The sequence below is a fragment of the Staphylococcus pseudoxylosus genome (assembly GCF_003697915.1).
Lineage (GTDB): Bacteria > Bacillota > Bacilli > Staphylococcales > Staphylococcaceae > Staphylococcus > Staphylococcus pseudoxylosus.
In genome coordinates, this window is sequence record NZ_RCVN01000010.1 from 80893 (window position 1) to 104151 (window position 23259).

Annotated in this window: 18 protein-coding genes and 1 riboswitch; of the genes, 4 read left to right on the forward strand and 14 right to left on the reverse strand. The window is 33.4% G+C overall.

What is annotated here, in order from left to right:
• Positions 1 to 289: 289 nt before the first annotated feature.
• The 4 genes from sucD to ylqF form a co-directional block, all read right to left on the reverse strand.
• Positions 290 to 1195, reverse strand: a complete 906-nt coding sequence (gene sucD, locus D9V42_RS10185; RefSeq protein WP_017724283.1) for a succinate--CoA ligase subunit alpha — start codon at positions 1193 to 1195, stop codon at positions 290 to 292.
• A gap of 21 nt (positions 1196 to 1216) precedes the next feature.
• The gene (gene sucC / locus D9V42_RS10190) at positions 1217 to 2383 is read right to left on the reverse strand and encodes an ADP-forming succinate--CoA ligase subunit beta (RefSeq protein WP_107555125.1); all 1167 of its coding nucleotides are present in this window, start codon (positions 2381 to 2383) and stop codon (positions 1217 to 1219) included.
• A 107-nt stretch (positions 2384 to 2490) separates the two neighbouring features.
• The gene (locus D9V42_RS10195) at positions 2491 to 3261 is read right to left on the reverse strand and encodes a ribonuclease HII (protein WP_122064823.1); all 771 of its coding nucleotides are present in this window, start codon (positions 3259 to 3261) and stop codon (positions 2491 to 2493) included.
• 6 nt (positions 3262 to 3267) lie between these two features.
• Positions 3268 to 4128, reverse strand: coding sequence for a ribosome biogenesis GTPase YlqF (gene ylqF / locus D9V42_RS10200; protein WP_107555123.1), 861 nt, complete (start codon positions 4126 to 4128; stop codon positions 3268 to 3270).
• A 369-nt stretch (positions 4129 to 4497) separates the two neighbouring features.
• On the opposite strand from ylqF, the gene D9V42_RS10205 reads away from it, so the two are divergent.
• Positions 4498 to 7077, forward strand: coding sequence for a YfhO family protein (locus tag D9V42_RS10205; RefSeq protein ID WP_122064825.1), 2580 nt, complete (start codon positions 4498 to 4500; stop codon positions 7075 to 7077).
• A gap of 41 nt (positions 7078 to 7118) precedes the next feature.
• The gene (locus tag D9V42_RS10210) at positions 7119 to 9752 is read left to right on the forward strand and encodes a YfhO family protein (RefSeq protein WP_122064827.1); all 2634 of its coding nucleotides are present in this window, start codon (positions 7119 to 7121) and stop codon (positions 9750 to 9752) included.
• A 413-nt stretch (positions 9753 to 10165) separates the two neighbouring features.
• Here the strand turns inward: D9V42_RS10210 and rplS are convergent, their stop codons facing one another.
• The 4 genes from rplS to rpsP all read right to left on the reverse strand — a co-directional run bounded on the left by rplS (position 10166) and on the right by rpsP (position 12371).
• Entirely contained in the window at positions 10166 to 10516 is a 351-nt protein-coding gene (gene rplS, locus D9V42_RS10215) for a 50S ribosomal protein L19 (RefSeq protein WP_042362844.1), read from the reverse strand.
• 102 nt (positions 10517 to 10618) lie between these two features.
• Complete coding sequence (trmD, locus tag D9V42_RS10220) at positions 10619 to 11356, reverse strand: tRNA (guanosine(37)-N1)-methyltransferase TrmD (protein ID WP_122064830.1); 738 nt, start codon at positions 11354 to 11356, stop codon at positions 10619 to 10621.
• A complete protein-coding gene (gene rimM / locus D9V42_RS10225; RefSeq protein WP_122064832.1) occupies positions 11356 to 11862 on the reverse strand; it encodes a ribosome maturation factor RimM in 507 nt (168 codons plus the stop codon). The genes trmD and rimM overlap by 1 nt, the downstream gene beginning before the upstream one ends.
• A 242-nt stretch (positions 11863 to 12104) precedes the next feature.
• Positions 12105 to 12371: a 30S ribosomal protein S16 gene (rpsP, locus tag D9V42_RS10230; RefSeq protein ID WP_017724275.1), complete on the reverse strand. Its 267-nt coding sequence runs from the start codon at positions 12369 to 12371 to the stop codon at positions 12105 to 12107.
• A 214-nt stretch (positions 12372 to 12585) separates the two neighbouring features.
• A riboswitch (TPP riboswitch) is annotated at positions 12586 to 12684 on the forward strand.
• A 112-nt stretch (positions 12685 to 12796) separates the two neighbouring features.
• Between rpsP and D9V42_RS10235 the strand changes: the two genes are divergently transcribed.
• Together D9V42_RS10235 and D9V42_RS10240 are read left to right on the forward strand one after the other, a co-directional pair.
• Complete coding sequence (locus tag D9V42_RS10235) at positions 12797 to 13549, forward strand: 3-oxoacyl-ACP reductase (protein ID WP_122064834.1); 753 nt, start codon at positions 12797 to 12799, stop codon at positions 13547 to 13549.
• A 21-nt stretch (positions 13550 to 13570) separates the two neighbouring features.
• A complete protein-coding gene (locus D9V42_RS10240; RefSeq protein ID WP_107556068.1) occupies positions 13571 to 14872 on the forward strand; it encodes an LLM class flavin-dependent oxidoreductase in 1302 nt (433 codons plus the stop codon).
• A 464-nt stretch (positions 14873 to 15336) separates the two neighbouring features.
• Here D9V42_RS10240 and ffh read toward each other — a convergent pair whose 3' ends face one another.
• The 6 genes from ffh to D9V42_RS10270 all read right to left on the reverse strand — a co-directional run bounded on the left by ffh (position 15337) and on the right by D9V42_RS10270 (position 23183).
• Positions 15337 to 16704, reverse strand: a complete 1368-nt coding sequence (gene ffh / locus D9V42_RS10245; protein WP_017724272.1) for a signal recognition particle protein — start codon at positions 16702 to 16704, stop codon at positions 15337 to 15339.
• A 23-nt stretch (positions 16705 to 16727) separates the two neighbouring features.
• Positions 16728 to 17060 (reverse strand): putative DNA-binding protein, encoded by a 333-nt coding sequence (locus D9V42_RS10250; protein WP_107556063.1) that lies wholly within the window; start codon positions 17058 to 17060, stop codon positions 16728 to 16730.
• On the reverse strand, positions 17047 to 18264 hold the full coding sequence (gene ftsY / locus D9V42_RS10255; RefSeq protein WP_107556062.1) for a signal recognition particle-docking protein FtsY: 1218 nt from the start codon (positions 18262 to 18264) through the stop codon (positions 17047 to 17049). The genes D9V42_RS10250 and ftsY overlap by 14 nt, the downstream gene beginning before the upstream one ends.
• Entirely contained in the window at positions 18261 to 21830 is a 3570-nt protein-coding gene (smc, locus tag D9V42_RS10260) for a chromosome segregation protein SMC (protein ID WP_122064837.1), read from the reverse strand. The genes ftsY and smc overlap by 4 nt, the downstream gene beginning before the upstream one ends.
• A gap of 148 nt (positions 21831 to 21978) precedes the next feature.
• Positions 21979 to 22683 (reverse strand): ribonuclease III, encoded by a 705-nt coding sequence (gene rnc, locus D9V42_RS10265; protein WP_409349603.1) that lies wholly within the window; start codon positions 22681 to 22683, stop codon positions 21979 to 21981.
• A 266-nt stretch (positions 22684 to 22949) separates the two neighbouring features.
• On the reverse strand, positions 22950 to 23183 hold the full coding sequence (locus D9V42_RS10270; protein ID WP_017724267.1) for an acyl carrier protein: 234 nt from the start codon (positions 23181 to 23183) through the stop codon (positions 22950 to 22952).
• Positions 23184 to 23259: the final 76 nt, after the last annotated feature.

Here is a 23259-nt window from a genome sequence, read left to right on the forward strand (position 1 = left end):
ATAAAGGAGTTTCTATTGGATTTATTTTACATTATAAAATCATTTTTCATGAAATTTAATATAACTTTAAAGAGTAATTTTCGCTATAGAAACGTGTTAGCCTGAAAAATTGAGGGATATTATTATTCTTAAAATATTCACTATGGAAAAATCCAAATTTTCAAACCATCTTTCATTAGAAATTGAACACAATTTGAGCTGATTGACTATTAATATGGTAGAAACGCAACCTAAAAAAGCACAAACTCCGACATATTATCGGAATTTGTGCGTGTTATAAGACAAATAATTATTTAACAGTCAATAATTGTTCGTATATACCTGCTTCTTTTGCAGCATCTATCAATGTCGTACCAATTTCAGAAGGTGTATCTGCAGTTTTCACACCACAGCTATTAAGCGTTTTAATTTTCTCATCTGCAGTACCTTTACCACCTGAGATAATAGCACCAGCATGGCCCATACGCTTACCAGGAGGCGCTGTTTGTCCACCAACGAACCCGACAACCGGTTTAGTCATATTAGCTTTAATCCACTCTGCAGCTTCTTCCTCTGCAGTACCACCAATTTCACCAATCATAACAACTGCTTTAGTTTCTTCATCTTCATTAAATGCTTTTAATACATCAATAAAGTTTGTACCGTTAACAGGGTCTCCGCCAATACCTACTGCAGTAGTTTGACCAATACCTTCTTCAGTTAATTGATGTACCGCTTCATAAGTTAATGTACCAGAACGTGAAACTACGCCTACATGACCTTTTTTATGGATATAACCTGGCATAATTCCGATTTTACATTCATCAGCAGTAATAACACCAGGACAGTTTGGTCCAACAACACGTGTCTTCTTACCTTCTGAGTAACGTTTAACTTTAACCATATCAACTACTGGGATGTGTTCTGTAATACAGATTGCTAAATCTAACTCAGCTTCAATACATTCTAAAATTGCATCTGCAGCGAATGGTGCAGGTACGTAGATTACTGAAACTGTAGCACCTGTTTCTTCTTGTGCTTCTTCAACTGTATTGAATACTGGAACGCCTTCAACAACTTGTCCGCCTTTACCTGGAGTAACCCCAGCAACAATTTGTGTACCATATTCAAGCATTTGTTTTGTATGGAAAAGGGCAGTTGACCCTGTGATACCTTGTACAATTACTTTTGTATTCTTATCAATAAATACGCTCATCTTCGTGCTCCCATCCTTTCCTTATGCTTCTTTAACAAGTTTTACGATTTTTTGTGCACCTTCAGCCATTGTAGCTGCTGGTTCAATTGCTAATCCAGATTCTTTAAGGATTTCTTTACCTTTTTCAACGTTTGTACCTTCTAAACGTACAACAAGTGGTAGCGTAAGTTCTACTTCTTTAACTGCGGCAACTATACCTTCTGCAATGATGTCACATTTCATAATGCCACCAAAGATATTTACAAAGATACCTTTAACTTGCTCATCACCTAAAATAATTTTAAATGCTTCAGTAACTTTTTCTTTAGTTGCGCCGCCCCCTACGTCAAGGAAGTTAGCCGGATTTCCACCGAAGTGATTAATTGTATCCATAGTAGCCATTGCTAAACCGGCACCATTTACCATACAACCGATATCTCCATCTAATGCAATATATGATAAATCATATTTAGATGCTTCGATTTCTTTTGGATCTTCTTCTTCTAAGTCACGTAATTCTTGAATATCTTTATGTTTAAACAATGCGTTATCATCAAAGTTTACTTTTGCATCTAAAGCTAATACTTCACCGTCACCTGTAGTTACAAGTGGGTTGATTTCAACGATAGAACAATCTTTTTCGATGAACACATTATATAATGATACTAAAAATTTAGCCGCTTTATTAATTGATTCTTTTGGAATATTAATGTTGAATGCGATTCTTCTTGCTTGATATGGTGCTAACCCGACAACAGGATCAATTGTTTCTTTGAATATTTTTTCAGGTGTTTCAGCAGCTACTTCTTCAATTTCTGTACCGCCCTCTTCTGAAGCCATTAAAGTAACTCTATCTGTTGCACGATCAATTACAAAACCAACATAATATTCTTTTTGAATATCGCAGCCTTCTTCTATGTAAAGGCGTTTAACTTCCTTACCTTCAGGCCCAGTTTGATGTGTAACAAGCGTCTTACCTAATAATTCATTTGCATAAGTTTCCACTTCGGATAATGATTTTGCAATTTTCACACCGCCAGCTTTACCTCTACCCCCTGCATGAATCTGTGCTTTTACCACATAAACTTTTGAATCTAATTCTTTTGCCTTTTCAACCGCTTCTTCAGCAGTATATGCTACGCGTCCTTCTGGGACAGCAACGCCCATAGAACGAAATATTGCTTTACCTTGATACTCGTGGATATTCATTCTCCATCCTCCTGTTTCTTAGGTTAAGTTCATAATCAATTATAAGAAATGAAAGCGCTATTGTAAACTCATTTATTCTACTTATTTCAATTATTTCATTTTAACTATTAATTTGTGAGCGATTTAATTGGCTCAAATGTTTTCCTGTGTTCAGGTATAATACCCAATTGTTTAATACCGTCTAAGTGTTGTTGGGTACCATAGCCAGCATTTTTTTCAAAACCGTACCCAGGATATTTCTCAGCTAATTCACGCATATATTTGTCTCTATGCTCTTTTGCCAGCACACTTGCAGCTGCAATAGATACACTTCTAGCATCACCTTTGATTAATGATGTTTGTGGAATATCTATATCTAAAGTCATCGCATCGACAAGTAAGTGTGTAGGGCGTACTGGTAATGCTTTAATTGCTCTTAACATAGCAATTTTTGTGGCCTCATAAATATTTAATCGATCAATCTCTTCCACTGTTGCATAACCATAAGCATACGCAAAAACATCATTTAATAGCTGTTTCTCTATACTTTGTCTTTGCTTTGCAGATAATTTCTTCGAATCATTTAACCCTGTAAAATAATGATTCTCATTTAAAATGACAGCACATGTCACAACCGGGCCAGCTAATGGGCCACGACCAACTTCATCGATACCACAAATAAGCGCATCACTATTTTGCGCTAACAATGCGATTTCAAACGCTGACATTTCCTCATAATTTTTTAGCAATAACGCTTCTTTTTCTAATTGTTTACGTCTTTGTTTGATAGCATTTTGCACACCCTTACGTTCATCTTCAACAAACATGTGTGTATTAAGTTCTTCTATAGATTGTATTGTTTGCAATATCGTCTTCACTTCTTGAATCGTTTGTTTCATATTTGTCTACACGTCCATTTCATTGATGATATCGAACGTGTACGTACCAACTTTAGCATTTCTAACTTCATGAATAATCAAATCGATTACCGCTTCATAATCTATTTCATTACCTCGACGCAACAATCCACGTCTACGTCCGATCGTATCAAACCATTCTATGTTTTCTGCATCTACAGGGACATCAATTTTATAGTGCTGCTTTAAACCTTCGTAGTCATGTGCTTTCATGAAATCTAAAGCATAAATAGCAACTTCGTCTAAATGAACAATACTATCTTTAATTGCTCCAGTAACACTTAGTTTCTTACCAACGAGTTGATCTTCGAATTTAGGCCATAAAATCCCTGGCGTATCTAGCAATTGAAGTGAATTCCCTACTTTTATCCATTGTTGTTGTTTGGTTACACCTGGCGTATTACCTGTTTTAGCAATAGACTTATTAGCTAATTTATTAATTAATGTTGATTTCCCTACATTAGGTATGCCGACAATCATTGCTCTAATCGCTCTAGGTTTTAATCCTTTTTGTTTTTCTCTTTCGAATTTTTCTTTGGTAGCTTTAATGGCCGTCTGTTCTACTTGTTTAAGTCCTTTACCATGTTTTGCATCAATTGCCACAGGGTAATAACCTTTATCTTTAAAAAATGATTCCCACTTTTCTAATTCTTTTAAATTTGCCATATCTTTCTTATTTAAAATGACGACACGTGGTTTTTGTTGTATCACTTCATCAATCATAGGATTTCTAGAACTATAAGGAATTCTAGCGTCAACTAATTCGAACACGACATCGACTTTTTTTAATTGTTCTGATACTTCTCTTTTTGCTTTAGCCATATGGCCTGGATACCATTGTATTACCATATCTATATCACCTTTCTATTTTTGCGAATTTCAGATTTTTATTAATTTAAATATATCATTATACTTGCACGTTGCTTTGACTTTAAAATCATAACACGCTACATAGTGCTTGATAAACAAAATAACGTCATGGCTTATTTACCATCTTCAATTTTACACTATTATTTAATATATAAATATAGATGATTTATAGTTGTGCTTTAGATATCTGTATATAGGTTAATGTTTTATTTATCTCTGGTTTTTTGAGAAAATTAAGATATATCTTAAAAAGATTAATTTCACATAAAATATATAGTCTTTTTAAACTCAATTTGTAAAAAATCGTTACAATAGCATTATACTTAATACATATATAGGAGATTACCTATGAAACGTAAATTATTGTACGTCTGTTTGTTTATTATATTAGCAATTATTGGGCATAGTTATGTTATTTATAGATATGTTTATGATGGTGTATTGTTTACTGGTCCTAATGATGGGATAGAACAGATGGTGCCAATTCAAATGTACTTGTTTGATAATTGGAGTAAGGGGAATTGGTTCTACGCATCTGATTTCGGTTTAGGGGGAGATTTTTCCACTGATCTAAGCTACTATTTCTCCACTAACATTATTTTTATATGCAATGTAGTGGCCATTGTAATACTTAAAATCTTTATTCCAATAAACACTTCAGATGTTTTGTTTTGGACAACAAATGCCCTGATTATATCAATCATTAAATCTGCTATTGCTATGCTAGGAACCTTTATATTTGTGCGTAGTATTTCATTTAATCGTAATATGGCTATACTTGGTGCGTTCATTTTTGTTATATCACCGCTTTACTTTAGATTCACAGTATACTGGCCATTTTTCAGCGATATATTTATATGGCTGCCGCTATTGTTATGGTCCATAGAACATTTCCTCAAAAATGGGAAAATAGGTTGGTTTATACTAATTGTTGCTATTTCACTAATTAATAATTTTTATTTTGCATATTATCAATTATTAACTGGTATTTTATACTTATCAATTAGAATCTTACTCAGACATAAAAATGATTTAGTCCCTAGGTTTAAAGCATTTTGGTCGTTAACTTTAGCATCTTTCATTGCTTTGGGTTGTAGTTTATTTATTTTTTTCCACGCCGTCCAAGGTTTCTTAAACAATAGACGTACACCTTTTGATAGTAAAGTAGATTGGTTTGAACCTTTTAATCAGAATACAAATGTTTTTTACGATAACTATTTAATTGTCTTATCATTTATTGTTTTACAAGCATTATTATCTTTCAAATTATATAGGCACTATTATTTTAGATTATTTGCTATATTTACCATTGTATCTATTGGCGCAAGTTTCATTCCATTTATCGATCAAATATTTAATGGATTTTCTGCACCTCAAAAAAGATGGCATTATCTTATTGCATTGAATGCTGCAGTTTTAATTAGCTTCTACATCAAATATTTTAGAACCATATCAATAAAAAATTATGTTTTGTCAGCTATAGTTGCATTAAGTTATCTATTTATCAGTGCATGGTATTATAGTGACTTTGTGTCATGGTTGTGGTTTACACCTATCGTAAGTGTCATTGGCTTTCTGATACTTTTAGTCAATGAGGCGAAATCACGTGTTAAATTAACATATTTATTTATTATTTCTATTATGATTCTTAATTTGCTAATTTCTTTTGTCTTTATTCGCAATCAAATTTACTTTGAAGACCATGTTGAACGAGCTAATAAAAGTTATATTAATGCCAGTCTCTTTAACACGCCTCTCCAACGACAATTAATATCACAAATGACACATCATAAATCTGAGGATGAACGTATTGATTGGCGTGTTAATGAACAAGATAATACACCTATGTATCAACACTTTAAAGGCGTGAGTATTTATTCAAGTATTTTTAATCATAATATTTTAGATTACTACTATGATGCGCTGAAGATTAATATGCAAGAAGAATCAGTTAGTAGATATCAATCCACCAATGCACGTCAAAATATTAACAGCTTATTTTCAATCAAATTTTTAATGCTTAAAGATTATCAAAATAATGTGCCAACCTATTTTAAGAAAATAAAAACTGAAGGACAGTATCAAATTTATGAAAATACATTAAACCTTCCATCTGTTCGTGTCACAAATAATATTTATGATTCAAACTCTATTAATACAGCTATTGATAGAGAACATGCCATGATCGATGGCGTTGTAGTTAATGGTAAAGGGAAAGAATATACAGATACCACTAAAAATTTATTAAATCAAACTCAAATATCGTATCAAAATATAAATAAATTGGCTGGGCAACATATACAACTTCGTAACGATAATAGCCAAATTCAATTGCACATACCAGAACATCTGAGACAGCGTTTTAATGATTTTTATTTAACTTTAAAAGTCAAACGCGGTTATCCAGACAGCAACTTTACAGTGAATATAAATGACTATGCAAACCATCGATTATTCAATAATTCTACATATCGAACAGGCGTAGATACTCAACTTTACAAAGCACAACCAGATGAACATGGCAACATAAATATAAATCTCAGTCCATCTGGAAATTATCAATTAGATATTAAAAGTTTACACGGTGAAAATTACCAAAAATTAAAATCTGCCCATGGTTCTAAAACTAATATAGGTAGCTATCATGATATTAAAAATGGTGTCAAAGTTAACTTGTCCCCACATCAAAAAGGAATCGCTTCTATTAATATTCCGTATCGTAATGGCATGACAGCTTATATTGATGGCAAAAAAGTAAAACCTTTTAAGGTAAACTATATGATGACAGGCGTTGCTGTAAATAGAGATACTAGTCAAATAATTCTCAAATATCGCCCTAAATATTGGTATACCTTGATCATTATTTCCGCCATATTTACATTATCTACAATTACATGGCTAATTCGTAAAAGATTCAAGAGCAATTAAATCACTTTATAAAAGGAGTTTGTCAGAGATGAGGTATGACCATGTTTCGTAAGCTTTGGTCCAATAAAACAACGAGATTATTATGCATCATTACAATGGGTGTTTTCGTAGCACTTCTCACATTCACACCATATATTTATCGCTATCTAACCCATGGCGTTGTATTTAGCGGTTATGGTGACGGTTACAGGCAAATGATGCCTTTTCAAATGTACTTATATGAACATTTTAGTCAGTTTAAAAGTTCGTACGATCACTCATTTGGCCTTGGGGGCAATTTTGTACAAGATTTATCTTATTACTATTCAACCTCCCCATTTACTTATATAAATTTTATATTTGTATGGTTATCGGAAGTGATATTCAATAGTAATCCAAGTCAAATTACGTTTTGGACTAGTAATCAGTTAATCGTTGCCTTTGTTAAAGGCGTAGCAACTTTTGTTATAACTTTTTACTTCTTTAAATATTTAAAGTTTAAAAATCATTCAATATTTTTAGCTGCATTGCTCTATGGTGCTTCTACAACAGTTATATACTTTAATTTTACGTGGTCTTACTATGGCGATTTACTAATTTTTCTACCCTTGTCACTATTAGGTATTGAACGTTTTTATAGAGAAAAGAAATTAGGGCTTTTTATTTTCGCAATTGCATTAACACTTTTTTCAAATTTTTACTTTAGTTATTATGAAGCGATTGTGATATTAGCTTATGTCATTTATCGCTTTATATTTCCACATCCAAGAGACATAGTTTCTCGAAAACAGCAGTTGTGGATGATACCTATTGCAGTTATATTGAGCACGTTAATTGGTATTTGGGGGTTCTATACTGGGGTATCTTCATTTCTTAATAACGATAGAGTGAGTAATCCACATTTCAGCATAAATCTATTTACTGACTTTGCACGTCAGAAAAACTTTTTTAGCAATGGCTTTTACATTACAGTATCATTGATTACGATCATCGCTTTATTATCTTTCAAACTTTACAAGCATTATTACTATAGGCTTTTTGCAATTGCAACATGGATTATGTTAATAGGTTCGTTAACACCTTATTTCGATAGTATGTTTAATGGTTTTTCAACGCCAGAACGTAGATGGGTTTATATTTTTGCATTAACAACATCAGGATTAATCGCTTTATTTATTCAGCATCTTTCTGAGTTAAATCTAAAATCTTATGTCATCTCTTGTCTACCAGTTTTAATAATTATGGGTATGATGTCATTTGTAGTGACTGATCAAAAAATCTCCTGGATGGTCGTATGTTTAATACTTATGCTTTTCATAGCATTTACACTGTTTAAAAAATGTTTATTGCAACAACGATGGGTTATATTTACCATCCTATGCTTGTTTATTGTGCAGCAAGCCTTTATATTATCTAACAATCATTTTAATAATGTTAAAAACTACGAATCAACCGTTTCAGCTATGCACGATGCTAAATATAAAAGTCCTGCATTAACTAAAAAAATAAATGCAATCAACCAGCAACATAGTGACGATCCATTAAATAGAATTGATTATATGTCGCAATATGGTTTAAATTCACCGATGTTATATCATTTTAATGGCACCGCTTTGTATTCAAGTATATTCGATGGTGATATCTTAAAATATTACGATAAAACTTTACAAATCAACATGCACACTGATAAAAATAGTACGTATCGTTTATTATCTAATCGTGCTAATTTAATGGCTTTATGGAATGTACAAGATCGTATACGTCGTCCAAATGACTTAAATATTCCATACGGATTTAAACATGAAAGTACTGTTGAGCATTCTAAAGAAGAGTCATTTTTACATTCTACTAATCAAATAGCATACCCAAGTGCACACATCACGGATAAAGTTTTTGATTCCAAAGACCTTAAATCACCGTTAGATAGAGAGCAAGCCATGTTACAAGGTGTTGTATTGAATGATAGTAGCACTTCATCCAATCAAACATTCAAAGCTAATAAAAATTTATTAACTGAAGCGACACCAACATTTAACCATGCGCATAGAAACAAGGATAATCATTTAGTCGTTTCTAAAGATACTGGCGGCATAAGTTATCATTTACCTAAATCTATTGCTGACAAATATGAAGATATGTATGTTGAGATGGACGTGGAGTTACTCTCACCTGATAAAGCACATGATGTCCGTGTTAACGAATACAGCCAACAACGCAATGAATTGACCTATAAGTATAGACGCTTTGTTACACCAGTAACTATGCGCGTTAAAGCAAATAAAGACTTAAACATTCAATTATCTAAAGGTGATTACCGATTTAATATCAAAGGAATCTATGGTGAAGATTATCAAACATTACGTAACGCAACAAAATCCTTAAACCCTGTCAAAGTCTCTCAACAACGTACAGGTTATACAATAACTAAGCACAAAGAAGATGAAGGATACATTGTACTTCCTATGGCCTATCGTAATGGTATGAAAGCTTATTCAGGCAAACAAGAATTGCCTGTCAAGCAAGGTAACGGTATTATGACGGTGATTCCTACTGAGAAAGGTCAAGAAACAATCACCTTAAAATATACACCACCACACACCTTACTATTAATCACATTGTCTGTTTTCGGTGTAATTTCTAGCATTGGCTTTTTATGGTGGTTAAGAAATAAATCTAAAAATCGTATACGTAGGTAGAATATATGTTTAAATGTGCCAATACCAAACAAAGATTTATATGGTATTGGCACATCGATATTAAAAAAACAATACTGATTTAGTTAGCCATACTAAGTCTACTATGTAGTAACTATCAATGCTAATTACGGTCTATTCACAGATTATATAGGTCCAAATGGATGTTTAGTAGTCTAAGTTTTTATTTAAGCGCTACTAACCTTTGTAGAGAGCTCTCAATTTATATACTTCACTTTGGAATCACTAATCATAAGTAAAATGTTTTGCTCATGATACTTACATCTGATCCCACAAGCTTTAATTAGTTCCCATTAGATAATGAAGTTCGTCCAATGGCTTTGCTTTTTCTTTATCAATAAACAAAAAAGCGGCCCTCTTTATGAGGACCGCTTTTTTTATGCTGATTATGCTGATTAACGAATTTCTTTAATTCTAGCAGCTTTACCACGTAATTCACGTAGGTAGTATAATTTAGCACGACGAACTTTACCACGACGTGGAACTTCGATTTTTTCGATTTTTGGTGTGTGTAATGGGAATGTACGTTCCACACCTACACCTGAAGAAATCTTACGAACAGTGAAAGTTTCTGAAATACCTCCACCACGGCGCTTGATTACTACACCTTCGAATACTTGGATACGTTCACGTGTACCTTCAATAATACGTACGTGCACTCTTAAAGTGTCACCTGGACGGAATGAAGGTAAGTCTGTGCGTAATTGCGATTGAGTTACTGCTTCGATTAATTTGTGATTACTCATTATTTTTCTCTCCTTCAACCTATGTTCTTGCCTCGACAAAATATAGCAGCGGATCATAGTGATTTTTCGTGTGTCGCACACTTAAAATATGTTAGCACATCGTTAGTCTTTTTTCAAATGCTTTTTGTATCTTTCTATAATCTCTTTGTCTTCTTGAGACATCGTATCGAAATTTAAAAGATCTGGTCGCTTCGTCCAAGTTCTGATAATTTTCTGCTCATGACGCCACTTTTCAATATTTGCATGATTACCTGACAACAATACATCTGGTACACCCATCCCTTTATATTCACGTGGTCTCGTATATTGTGGAAATTCTAGTAAACCATCTTGAAATGAATCATCCTCATGTGATTGTTGATTACCTAATACACCAGGCAGTAACCTAACAATTGCATCAGTCATTACCATTGCTGGTAGCTCTCCACCAGTTAATACATAATCTCCCATGGAAATCTCATCCGTTACTAAATTTTCACGGATTCTTTCGTCATAACCTTCATAATGACCACAAATAAAAACAATATGCTCCGCTTGACTAAGTTCATTAGCAATGGCTTGATTAAACGGACGTCCTTGAGGACACATTAGTATCACTCTTGTGTCAGCTGTCTTATTGATACTGTCCATCGCATTAAATATAGGTTCAGGCTTTAATACCATTCCTTGCCCACCACCGAAAGGATAATCATCTACTTGGTTATGTTTATTTTCTGCAAAATGTCTAAAATCTACAGTATTGACTTGTAACACATCTTTTTCTTGAGCACGCTTCAGAATAGAATGATTTAACACGCCATTAAACATATCTGGAAATAGAGTTAAATAATCAATCTTCATTAATCTAACAATCCTTCCATTGGTGAGATTTGAATACGTCTACCTTCGACATCAATTTCTTTAACTACGTCTGCAATATAAGGTATTAAATATTCTTTATCCCCTTTAACAACCCAAACATCATTGGCACCTGTTTCGAAAATTTCTATCACACGACCAATTGGAGTATCTTCTTCATCGAAAACCGTACAACCAATAATATCTGAATAATAATATTCATGTTCACCTAATTCAATTTCTTCATGGTCGCGTTCTTGCACTAATGTTTCACCTTTTAAATGCTCAATATCATTAATATTATTGATTCCTTCAAATGTTAACATATGAAGTCCTTTATGCATTCTATATGATGAAATTGTAAATGTTAATGATGCTTTGTCTTTACGTTCTATCTCAACGATTTCCCCGGGTTGAAAACGTATATCGATAAAATCTGAATTTGATTTCACCTTAATTTCTCCTTTTATGCCATGTGTATTTACAATCTTGCCTACTTCAACTTTCATATATGTTCCTCCATAATAATTAGACTATTTCTATTATTTTTAATTATGTATCTTCGCTATTTTATTAGCTCATTATAACACGTAAGTTCAATCACTGTGACTCATTACATTTAAAAAATAAAGGCTCTATGATATATAGCCTTTTTTCATTTTTGTTGAATTATATTGGATATTTCGCAATAAAAAAAGAGCACCTCTCGAGGTACTCTTACAAATATACAGAATGTATATTAGGTTAAAAATTATTTTTGCTCATCAAATTTTTTCAAGATACCTTCTCTTGATAAAATGTTATGAACTGTATCAGTTGGTTTCGCACCATCTTTTAACCATTTAAGTGCTAATTCTTCGTCGATTTTAACTTCTGGTGCATTAACATTGTTAGGGTTGTAAGTACCGATTTGTTCGATATTACGACCGTCACGTGGTGCACGAGCATCAGCTGCTACGATACGATAGAATGGATTTCTTTTTGAACCTAAACGTGTTAAACGTAATTTAACTGCCATTTATATTCGCTCCTTTAATTTTCATAGTTTTTATTTTCTACAAGAAATAATAATAACAGTAATCTTCAACTTTGTAAAGAGTTTCTTCTTTACCAATTTCAATATTCAGCCAATTTCTTTTTTACAGCTCAAAATGATATCATATAAAATCTTAAATTTTCCTAAACTTGACATTATTCACTAAAAAATATACATTGAAATTAAATTAAATAACCAAATGCACTAGGGGTGTTTCTAACTGAGATGAGTCTGACTCAAACCCTTTGAACCTGATCTAGTTTAAACTAGCGGAGGAAAGTGTGAAATCTAGCATATTTCAAAAGCTTGTTGAAGCACTTTTTATACATATGTTGATATTTCTAATACACAACTTTCTTTCTGAAGGGTTGTGTATTTTTTTATTGAAAATTAAGGAGTGTATATCAATGAAAAAAAACGTCATAGTAACTGGCAGTAGTCGTGGATTAGGCGCAGCTATAGTAAAAACACTAGCTCAGCATGGCCATAACGTTGTCATAAACTATCATAAAAGTGAACATGCTGCACAAAAACTTGTTGATGAAATTGGAACTCGACAAGCCATCGCTGTACAAGCAGATGTGACAAAACGAAATGAAATTGACAGATTAGTTGATGAAGCTACACAATATTTTGGTCAGATAGATGTTGTAATTAATAATGCCCTAGTTGGATTTAAATTTGATCCTGTTGAACAAAAAGCATTTGCAGATCTTACATGGGAAGATTACCAGCAACAAATTGATGGCACATTAAAAGCGGCTTTCAATATATGTCAAAGCGTTATACCACAATTCCTTCAAAGACAAAAAGGTAAAATCATCTCGATAGGTACGAATTTATTTCAAAATCCTGTTGTCCCTTATCATGAATATACAACAGCTAAAGCTGGATTAATTGGATTTTCACGTAATTTGGCTGCCGAATTAGGACAATATGGTATCACATCCAACGTAGTATCTGGCGGTTTGTTAAAAACAACCGATGCAAGTGCAACGACATCAACTGAGGTCTTTGATTTAATTGCGCAAACAACACCTATCAAAAACGTTACCGCACCACAAGATGTAGCTAATATGGTCGCGTATCTCGTATCAGATCAATCTGATGGTATTACAGGTCAGAACTTTACAGTCGACGGCGGCTTAACAATGAATTAATAAGGAGGAGCGATGGATTCTATGACACAAACAAAACATTTAAATATCGGTGTACTCATCTATGGCTGTGGTCACCATCAAGCCGCATGGCGCATGCCCCATTCAAGCGTTGAACGTATTGGTGATATTACGTATTATCAGTCGTTGGCAAAAATTGCAGAACAAGGCTTATTTGATGCTATATTTTTCGCTGACAATCAATCGTTTCCAGCTAATTCTAAAAGTGATATGCCTGCATTTTGGTTCGATCCTCTAATTAATTTAACAGCGATATCACAAGTTACACAACATGTTGGACTAGTTGCTACTATATCCAGTACATTTTCTAACCCTTTTACAGCGGCTAGACAACTATTGAGTGTTGACCATATTAGTCAAGGTCGCGCTGGTTGGAATTTAGTCACTTCCATGACAGATTTGGAAGCTGCAAACCATGGAATGGATCACTTACCTGAACACGAAGCACGCTATAAAAAAGCAGATGAATTCGCTCAAGTGATGAATCGATTACTTGAATCTTGGAGTGTGGATGATTTTTTACATAATAAAGAAGACAATAGCTTAATTAATCATTCTGAAATCAATGCTATCCATCATAAAGGTTCACACTTCAGTGTACAGGGACCATTGACAACACCAAGTAGCCCTCAAGGAAAACCAATTGCAATGCAAGCCGGTGCATCAGATCCTGGCATCGCATTGGCAACTAAATACGCAGATGCAGTCTATGCTGTGGCTTGGAATTTTGATCAAGCAAATACTTTTAAAAAGAAATTAAACCAAAAATTAATACAACAAGGAAAGTCCGAAAATAGCTTGAAAGTATTCCCTGGTTTAGTAACGTACGTTGGACAATCATATGAAGAAGCTTATGCCAAAAAACAACAACTTGATAAATCTTTAGAAGTTGATACAGCTTTAAATCAATTAGAGTTTTTTATTCGTCAAGATTGTCATAACTGGGATTTGGATGAACTTGTACCCTCGTTACCACCCGTAGAATCTTTTAATGGACCTAAAGGACGTTATCAAACTGTGTTAGAAATCATCAAAGATAAAAATCCAACATTGCGAGAATTATTAGGCTATTTAAGTGCAGGTGGCGGACATTTAACACTTATTGGGACACCAAAGGATATTGTGGATGAAATGGAACGTTGGTTTAATGAAGGGGTTGCGGATGGTTTTAACCTAATGCCCCCAGTATTCCCAAATAGTTTACAAGATTTCGTCAATGATATCGTACCTGAATTACAAAAGCGTGGTTTATACCGAACTGAATATGAAGGCAAAACATTTAGAGAAAATATCGGTATTCATTAATAAATTATTTATCGATATCTTCTCCTCAAAACAACACGTTTGTTATAAGCAAAATCGCCATAATATAGGGGCATACTATCGACAAAACCTCCGATTTTGTTAGCAGTTTTGTACACGCTTTCCGCAGGCACTGCCTTATCCTGTGGTCGTTGGCTAGAGCTCATTCCATAGCGTCGGCCCAAATCATTGACCAAGTCACATTTTAAAATCATAGTATATATAAATTAAATAGTAGTTCTGTTATTGTGTTGAATAAGTCAATTGATAATAGAACCTAATTTAGTCTGAAAGACCACTGCTATTTAAAAAATTAACTATACGAATACAAATAAACAAACCTTAGATGATAATCCTAAGGTTTGTTTACGTTCTAAAACGAGTACAAAAAAGTAGTAATTCACACTGTCGATGTGGATTACTACTTTTTAAATTATTATTAGATTAATCTTTTTAAGAAGCACATTTTAAAATGGTAAGTTCATACCATTCATCATATTTTCCATTTGCTTACGTTTACCTTTTTTACCTTTTCCGCCACCGGAAAATTGTTTCATCATTTTCTTCATATCATTAAATTGTTTCATTAATCTATTTATTTCTTGAACTGACCGACCAGAACCCTTAGCGATACGTTTTTTACGAGATACATTTAATGTCTCAGGTTCATTACGTTCACTTGGTGTCATAGACTGAATAATTGCCTTAATATGATCGATTTGCTTTTCGTCCATATTCAATTTATCCATGCCTTTCATCTTGTTCATACCTGGTATCATTTTCATAATATCATCAAGTGGTCCTAGATTTTTAACTTGGTCTAATTGTTCTAAGAAATCTTCAAGCGTAAACGATGAGGTACGCATTTTTTTCTCTAAATCTTTGGCTTTATCTTCATCAACATCTTGTTGTGCCTTTTCAATTAAACTTAATACATCTCCCATACCGAGGATACGTGAAGCCATACGTTCAGGATGGAATGGTTCTAAACCATCAAGTTTTTCACTCATACCTACAAATTTAATTGGTTTTTGCGTTACAGATCTAATGGATAATGCAGCACCACCACGAGTATCTCCATCTAGTTTCGTCAATGTTACACCTGAAACGTCTAGTTGTTCATCAAATGATTGCGCTACATTAACAGCGTCTTGACCCGTCATCGCATCAACAACAAGCATAATTTCATTTGGTTTTGTAATTTCTTTGACGTCTGTCAATTCTTCCATTAAGGCCTCATCGACATGTAAACGGCCTGCAGTATCAATAATTACAAAGTCTAAATGTTCATCTTTAGCATGATTAATAGCATTTTCAACTATTTGTTGTGGCTTTACTTGATCGCCTTCACTGTATACAGGGATATCAATTTGTTTACCTACAGTTTGTAATTGATCAATTGCAGCTGGACGGTATATATCTGCTGCAACAAGCAATGGTTTTTTATTATACTTTTTACGCATTAGTAGTGCTAATTTACCTGCAGTTGTTGTTTTACCTGCACCTTGTAAACCAACCATCATTACAACTGTTGGTGGTTTATTAGCCATTGTGATGGTTGAATTTTCCCCACCCATTAATTGCGTCAGTTCTTCTTGCACTATTTTAATTACTTGTTGTCCAGGTGTTAATGATTTCATTACATCTGAACCTAGTGCTCTATCTGATACAGTTTTGATAAAATCCTTAACGACTTTAAAGTTAACATCTGCTTCTAATAATGCTAATCTAACTTCACGCATCATTAATTTAATATCAGCTTCTGTGACTTTACCTTTACCGCGGATTTTTTGCATCGTTCCTTGCAAACGATCGGACAATCCTTCAAATGCCATATCAAATACCTCCTTTATGTTCTCTAATCTAAATCTTCTAGTGCTTGAATATATTGTTGTATTTTTTCTGGATCATTAACATGCTGTTTAATTTGTTCATATAGATTTTGTCTCTGTTCAAAATTACGGTATAAACCTAATTTTGTTTCATAATCTTCAACTAAATCGCCAGTTCTTCTTATGTTATCATACACTGCTTGTCGACTCACATCAAATGTATCAGCTATCTCACTTAAAGAATAGTCCTGTAAATAGAATAACTCTAGATAATTTCTTTGTTTCTGAGTGAGTAACGCTTGATAAAAATCAAACAAATAATTCATCCGAATCGTTTTAATTAAATCATTTTGACTCATCTGAGTGACCTTCAATTTCTGCTTCGTTTTCATTAGGCGCTTCATTTTCATCTACATTTTGTTCAATCATATCAGCAAATAGTCCATAAACATAACTTTCTGGATTGAATGGTTGTAAATCATCTAATTTTTCGCCTAAACCTACATATTTCACAGGTATGTGTAATTCATTACGTATCGCTAACACAATACCACCTTTGGCAGTACCATCCAGTTTTGTAAGTACGATACCTGTAACATTAGTAACTTCTTTAAATGATTTAGCTTGTGACAATGCGTTTTGACCTGTAGTCGCATCTAAGCATAGTAATACTTCATGCGGTGCTTCTGGGACAGCACGTCCTATGACACGTTTCACTTTTTCTAATTCATTCATTAAATTAGATTTGTTTTGTAAACGCCCTGCTGTATCACAAATAAGAATATCTACATTCTTACTTTTCGCAGCATTTATTGCGTCATACATTACTGCAGCTGGGTCTGAACCTTCACTCTGGCTCATTACTTCAACTCCAACACGCTCTCCCCAAACTTTAAGTTGTTGAATCGCGCCGGCTCTGAAAGTATCCCCTGCCGCTAACATTACTTTCTTACCTTCTGCTTGATAACGGTGAGCTAATTTACCAATTGTTGTTGTTTTACCAACACCATTAACCCCCACCATTAATATGACATTAAGGCCTTCATTTTCTATATTCATCACTTCTGAATTATCATCATTTTGGTGATAAATTTCTACTATTTTTTCTACAATAACTTCACGCAAATCTTCTGTTTCTGAAATATTACGACGTTGCGCTTCTTCACGCAATTCTTCCACTAATTGCATTACCGTGTTAAATCCAACGTCAGCTGTAATAAGCATTTCTTCTAGCGCTTCGAAAAATTCTTCATCCACTTTACGATAACGCGCAATTAAATTGTTAAGTTGGGCTTGGAAGTTTTCACGAGATTTTTCTAATCCTGCTCTGAATTTCGCACCTAATTGCTGTGCTTCGATTTCTTCAAAGTCTTCTATTGATATTAAGCCATCATCATCAAAATCTGCTTCTTTTAATTTTTTTGGCTTTTTGGCGGGTTGTTCATCTTGAGGCTCATCTATTTCCTTTTGAGAGTCCTCAGATAATTGTTCTAGATCTTCTTGTTGCTTTGGTTCTTCTGAGGTACTGGAAAATTTATCCTTTAATCGTTTGAAAAAGCTCATGCTTGTTCCTCCTTAATAACTTCATCAATCGTATTTAAATTAACACTCACTAATTTGGATACACCAGATTCTTGCATTGTTACACCATATAATCGGTCTGAAAATTCCATCGTCCCTTTACGGTGAGTAATCACAATAAATTGTGTTTGGTCTGATAAAGCTTTAAGATATTGTGCATATCTAATAACATTTGCTTCGTCCAATGCAGCTTCTACTTCATCTAATATAACAAATGGTGCTGACCTTACTTTTAATATTGCAAATAATAGAGCAATTGCACTTAGTGCGCGTTCTCCACCACTTAATAAAGATAAGTGTTGCAGTTTTTTGCCTGGAGGTTGAACAATGATGTCTACCCCTGCAGATAGGTAATCATCATCCGTTAAACGTAATTCTGCTTGTCCACCACCAAAAAGTGATTTAAACACTTCAGCAAAATGACCTTGTACAGCATGGAAAGTCTCTTTAAAACGGTCTTTTACTTCTTGATCCATTTCTTCTATAAGTTGTTCTAATGTTGCTTTAGCTGCCCTTAAATCAGCACGCTGCTCATCTAAAAATGTATAACGTTCGTTGACTTCTTCAAATTGTTCAATCGCATTTAAATTAACATGCCCTAATTCTTCAATAGACATTTTTGTTAACTTGACTTTTTTACGCAACGCTTCAATATCCTCATCTAATTCGTATAACTCACTCGCACGTTCATACGTCATATGATAAGTATCATTCAAGTGGTTGATTGCATAATTGATCAGTACATCTAAACGTGATTGCTCAGATTTAATATCTTGGTAGCGATTTTCAATAGATAAAATATCTTGATTGGCTTCTTGTAACATTTGATCTGTTTCTTCAATTTTATCATTTAATTCTAGTCTACGCGATTTCACTTCTTCGATGTCTTGTGCTAATTGAGCTTTAGCATTTTTACTTTGCTCAATATTACCTTGAATTGTCTCAAAAGCTTTTTCACCAGTCATTTCATCAGAATTAAATAACTTTATTTGATCATCCAATTTTTCCTGTTGGCTTGCAACCGATGAGAGTTGTTTAGTAATTCTTGCGTAAGTTTGCTTTTGTGCACTTAATCTTTCTTTTACTACCGCTAAATCCGATTGCTTTTGGTGTAACTGTTGTTGGATTTGTGTTGTACTTTCTTTACCTTCTTTAGATAATTTTGTATAAAGATCAATATCTTCTTCTAATTTTTGCAATTTGGCTTTAATTTTAGCTAATTTTTGTTTTTTATCATTTAAGGTTTGCTTGCTTGTTGCACTTTGGTATCCATCATTTTTTTCAAATTCAAATTCTTCATGTTCATCTTTTAAATGTGCTTCATTTTTACGTAGTCTATCCAATTCTAATTCATAATCATGAACTTTTTGCTTCACTGAATTATAAATTTGACTTGTTTCGAAGTACTTTTCACTAATATGATCCGCATTTTCTTTAATTTCTTGGAATTGTTTTTCAAATTGAACAGTTTGCTTTTGATAATCTGCTAATTGTGCACGCATTTTAGCAAGTTCATCTTTTTGAGCTAAAATACTTTTCGATTTACGATCGCCGCCACCGGTCATAGAACCACCAGGGTTAACTATATCACCATCTAATGTAACAATACGTGTACGGTATTTAATTTTTCGTGCTAGTTCGTTAGCATTTTTTAACTCATCAACGACAATTGTATTACCTAATAAATTTTGGACGACGTTTTGATAATCCGCTTCAACTTGGATTGCTTGGGATGCGATATTAACGAAACCTTCCGCCTCTTGAGCTGTTGTCAATATATCACTAGCGATTTGACGTGGCTGAATAACATTTAATGGTAAGAATGTTGCTCTGCCTAAACCATGTTGTTTTAGGTATTGAATCGCTTGTCGTCCTTCTTTTTCAGAATCAACAATAACATGTTGTAAAGAGGCGCCTAAAGCCGTTTCAATAGCTTTAGTCAAATCTGAAGGTACTTGGATAACTTCTGCTACCGCACCTCGAATTCCTGTTAACTGATTATTTTTTGCTTTTAATATATGTTTCACTCCGTTAAAGAAGTAACTATATTCTTCTTGTTGTGTCGCAGCACTATCTATACGTGACTTAAGCTTTTCATTAAACCGATAAGCCTGATGTAATTTCTCTTCATATTCACTACGTTGCTGTTTAAGTTCTGTTAATTTGTGCTCATACTCATTAAGTTGCTGCTCTGCTTTTTTTAAATCCTTCTGTGCCGTTGCACTATTTTTTTCAGCTTCGTTAATATCGTGTTGAATTTGTTTCAATTGTTCAAATGCTTCAACTAGTCTTGAATCTAAGCGTGATTGTTTAGTTTCATTTTCTTGTATAGTATGCTCTAAAAAGCGTATATCATTATTCACATCTGACTGTTCAGACATCAACTGATAATACTCGTCTTTAATGCCTTCTAGCTTTTCATCGTGTTGATCATCCGTTACATAAAGTTGAGATTCGAATTGTTGTATTTTTTCGTTTAATTCTTTTTGTTGTGATTTTAGTCGGTCTATCTCTGCTTGTGCATCAGCTTTCTCTTGCTTTAATGTAGCAGTTTGATTCAAGAGACTTTCTTGTTCTTCTTCAAATCTTGCGTTTGTTTTAGATTGGTTCTTTTTACGTTCTTCTAGTACATTTAATTGACCTGTATATTTTTCAACTTCTTCTGTAGCTTTAACGAGCTGATAATTTAAAGTTTCGATGCGTTCATCTAATTGTTGTCTTTCAGCTTTAAACTTATTAAGTGATTGTGTATGTTGTACTTTTTCACCATCTTTTGTTGATTGTTGACTTTTTAAATAATTTAATTTTTCATCTAGTTCATGAATGTTATTATTATATTGCTCAATATCATAGACCGTTACTAATACATCACTCTTTTCCATTTCCTTTGAAAGGTGTTTATATTCTTTAGCAATTGCAGCCTCTTCTCTTAACGGTTCAACTCGACCCTCTAAGTCATATAAAATGTCTTCTACACGTGAAAGATTATCTTCAGTTTGATCTAACTTTTGTACTGAAGTTGCTTTTCTCTTTTTATATTTCAACACGCCTGCAGACTCTTCTAAAATTTGCCTTCTATCGATGGGTTTGGCATTTAATATTTCATCCACACGACCTTGTGAAATAATACTAAACGCTTCTTTTCCTAAACCTGAATCTAAGAATAAATCCAGAATATCTTTTAACCTTGCTCTATCATTGTTCAGGTAGTATTCACTTTCGCCACTTCTATACAAACGACGCGTCACTGTTAATTCAGTAGCTTCTACCTGTAACTTGCCTGCACTATTATCTAACTTTAATTTTACTTCTGCATAATTCTGGGCTTTACGATGTTCTGCACCTGAAAAAATAATATCTTCCATTTTTGCACCACGTAAAGATTTAGCCGACTGCTCACCTAACACCCATTTTATTGCATCAGTGATATTACTTTTCCCGCTACCGTTTGGTCCAACTATTGCTGTTACGCCTTCATCAAACTGAACATTTGTATGCTCAGCAAAAGATTTAAAACCAAAGGCATCTATAGATTTTAAATAAACCATGCTATTCTCCTTCAAAATGTTCCTTCTCTTGTATCAATTTAGAAACACTTTTACATTAACCTTTAAGTTAATGCATTGCTTAATAAACGATATTTTTAGAATTAATATTATCAATGTGTTACTTATTATAAAAATGCATTTAAGCTATTCACTTATTTTTTAATTTTTTGTATGCTTGTTCAGCAGCTTTTTGTTCTGATTCTTTTTTAGTCTTTCCTTTTCCTTCTGCTACGGCTTTATCTTCTAAAATAACTTCAGAAGTAAACAATCGATGATGTGCCGGTCCTTCTTCATTGATGAGTCGATAAGTCACATCGCCTTGGTTTTGTCTGTGCACAAACTCTTGAAATTGTGTTTTAAAGTCTACAACACCATCTAATTCATCATCTTCTACATAAGGGAATATAATCTTTTCAGAGAATTTCCATACTGCTTCTACGCCTTGATCTAAATATAGCGCACCTACAAATGCTTCAAAAGCATCAGAAACTAGAGAGGGGCGAGTTCTTCCCCCTGTTTTTTCTTCGCCTTTTCCTAATAAAATTAATTCATTCAATTGAATTTTTTTCGCAAATATTACAAGTGATGGCTCACATACAATTGTTGCACGCATTTTTGTTAAATTACCTTCAGGCAATTCTGGATATTTATCAAATAAATAGCGTGAAACCGTCAATTCTAATACCGCATCTCCTAAAAATTCTAATCTTTCATTGTGATCTAAGCGATCCATATTAAAATCATTTATAAAACTAGAATGCGAAAATGCTTGTTGATATAAATCGACTTGATTAAAATTCAAATCTAATTCTTGCATTTTTTTGGCAAACTTTTTTTGGAATGCTTGAACCATTTCTTTCTTTTTATGATTGGTCAATCTCTTTCCTCCTCAGATAAAAACAACTATATGCTAAAAATACTGTATACGCTTTTATTCTACGTGAAAGTGCAATAAAACTAAAGAAAAAACTGTTTGTCATATATAAGTTTGTAACGCTTTACAACGAGTGTGTAATCAATTCGTGTTAACGTTTACCTAAATCATCTATGATTTAAATATAGATGTTTTTCAAACAAAAAAATCTGAGCCGTTTTTACTACGACTCAGATATTTGCTTATTATTTTTGAATACTATTGATAAAGTTAACCGCGTCACCAACTGTGTTGATTTTTTCAGCTTCTTCATCTGGAATTTCAGTACCAAATTCGTCTTCTAATTCCATTACTAATTCAGCGATATCTAGTGAGTCAGCGCCTAAATCATCTTTAAAAGATGCATCTTTAGTAACTTTTTCAGCGTCAACACCTAAACGGTCAACAATAATATCTTTTACTTTGTCAAAGTTTTCCACGTCGATTCACCTCCTTTTAAAAGTCTACTTATAGACTTTTATATTTTCCCATTTTATCAATTGAAATACAAGTAGT

Coding starts and splice junctions, on each gene's coding strand:
- ftsY (WP_107556062.1), bottom strand. CDS start 18,264: ATGAGCTTTTTCAAACGATTAAAGGATAAATTTTCCAGTACCTCAGAA.
- ylqF (WP_107555123.1), bottom strand. CDS start 4,128: ATGGTAATACAATGGTATCCAGGCCATATGGCTAAAGCAAAAAGAGAA.
- rpsP (WP_017724275.1), bottom strand. CDS start 12,371: ATGGCAGTTAAATTACGTTTAACACGTTTAGGTTCAAAAAGAAATCCA.
- smc (WP_122064837.1), bottom strand. CDS start 21,830: ATGGTTTATTTAAAATCTATAGATGCCTTTGGTTTTAAATCTTTTGCT.
- D9V42_RS10240 (WP_107556068.1), top strand. CDS start 13,571: ATGACACAAACAAAACATTTAAATATCGGTGTACTCATCTATGGCTGT.
- D9V42_RS10250 (WP_107556063.1), bottom strand. CDS start 17,060: ATGAGTCAAAATGATTTAATTAAAACGATTCGGATGAATTATTTGTTT.
- trmD (WP_122064830.1), bottom strand. CDS start 11,356: ATGAAGATTGATTATTTAACTCTATTTCCAGATATGTTTAATGGCGTG.
- rnc (WP_409349603.1), bottom strand. CDS start 22,683: ATGGTTCAAGCATTCCAAAAAAAGTTTGCCAAAAAAATGCAAGAATTA.
- sucD (WP_017724283.1), bottom strand. CDS start 1,195: ATGAGCGTATTTATTGATAAGAATACAAAAGTAATTGTACAAGGTATC.
- rplS (WP_042362844.1), bottom strand. CDS start 10,516: ATGAGTAATCACAAATTAATCGAAGCAGTAACTCAATCGCAATTACGC.
- rimM (WP_122064832.1), bottom strand. CDS start 11,862: ATGAAAGTTGAAGTAGGCAAGATTGTAAATACACATGGCATAAAAGGA.
- sucC (WP_107555125.1), bottom strand. CDS start 2,383: ATGAATATCCACGAGTATCAAGGTAAAGCAATATTTCGTTCTATGGGC.
- D9V42_RS10210 (WP_122064827.1), top strand. CDS start 7,119: ATGTTTCGTAAGCTTTGGTCCAATAAAACAACGAGATTATTATGCATC.
- ffh (WP_017724272.1), bottom strand. CDS start 16,704: ATGGCATTTGAAGGATTGTCCGATCGTTTGCAAGGAACGATGCAAAAA.
- D9V42_RS10205 (WP_122064825.1), top strand. CDS start 4,498: ATGAAACGTAAATTATTGTACGTCTGTTTGTTTATTATATTAGCAATT.
- D9V42_RS10195 (WP_122064823.1), bottom strand. CDS start 3,261: ATGAAACAAACGATTCAAGAAGTGAAGACGATATTGCAAACAATACAA.
- D9V42_RS10235 (WP_122064834.1), top strand. CDS start 12,797: ATGAAAAAAAACGTCATAGTAACTGGCAGTAGTCGTGGATTAGGCGCA.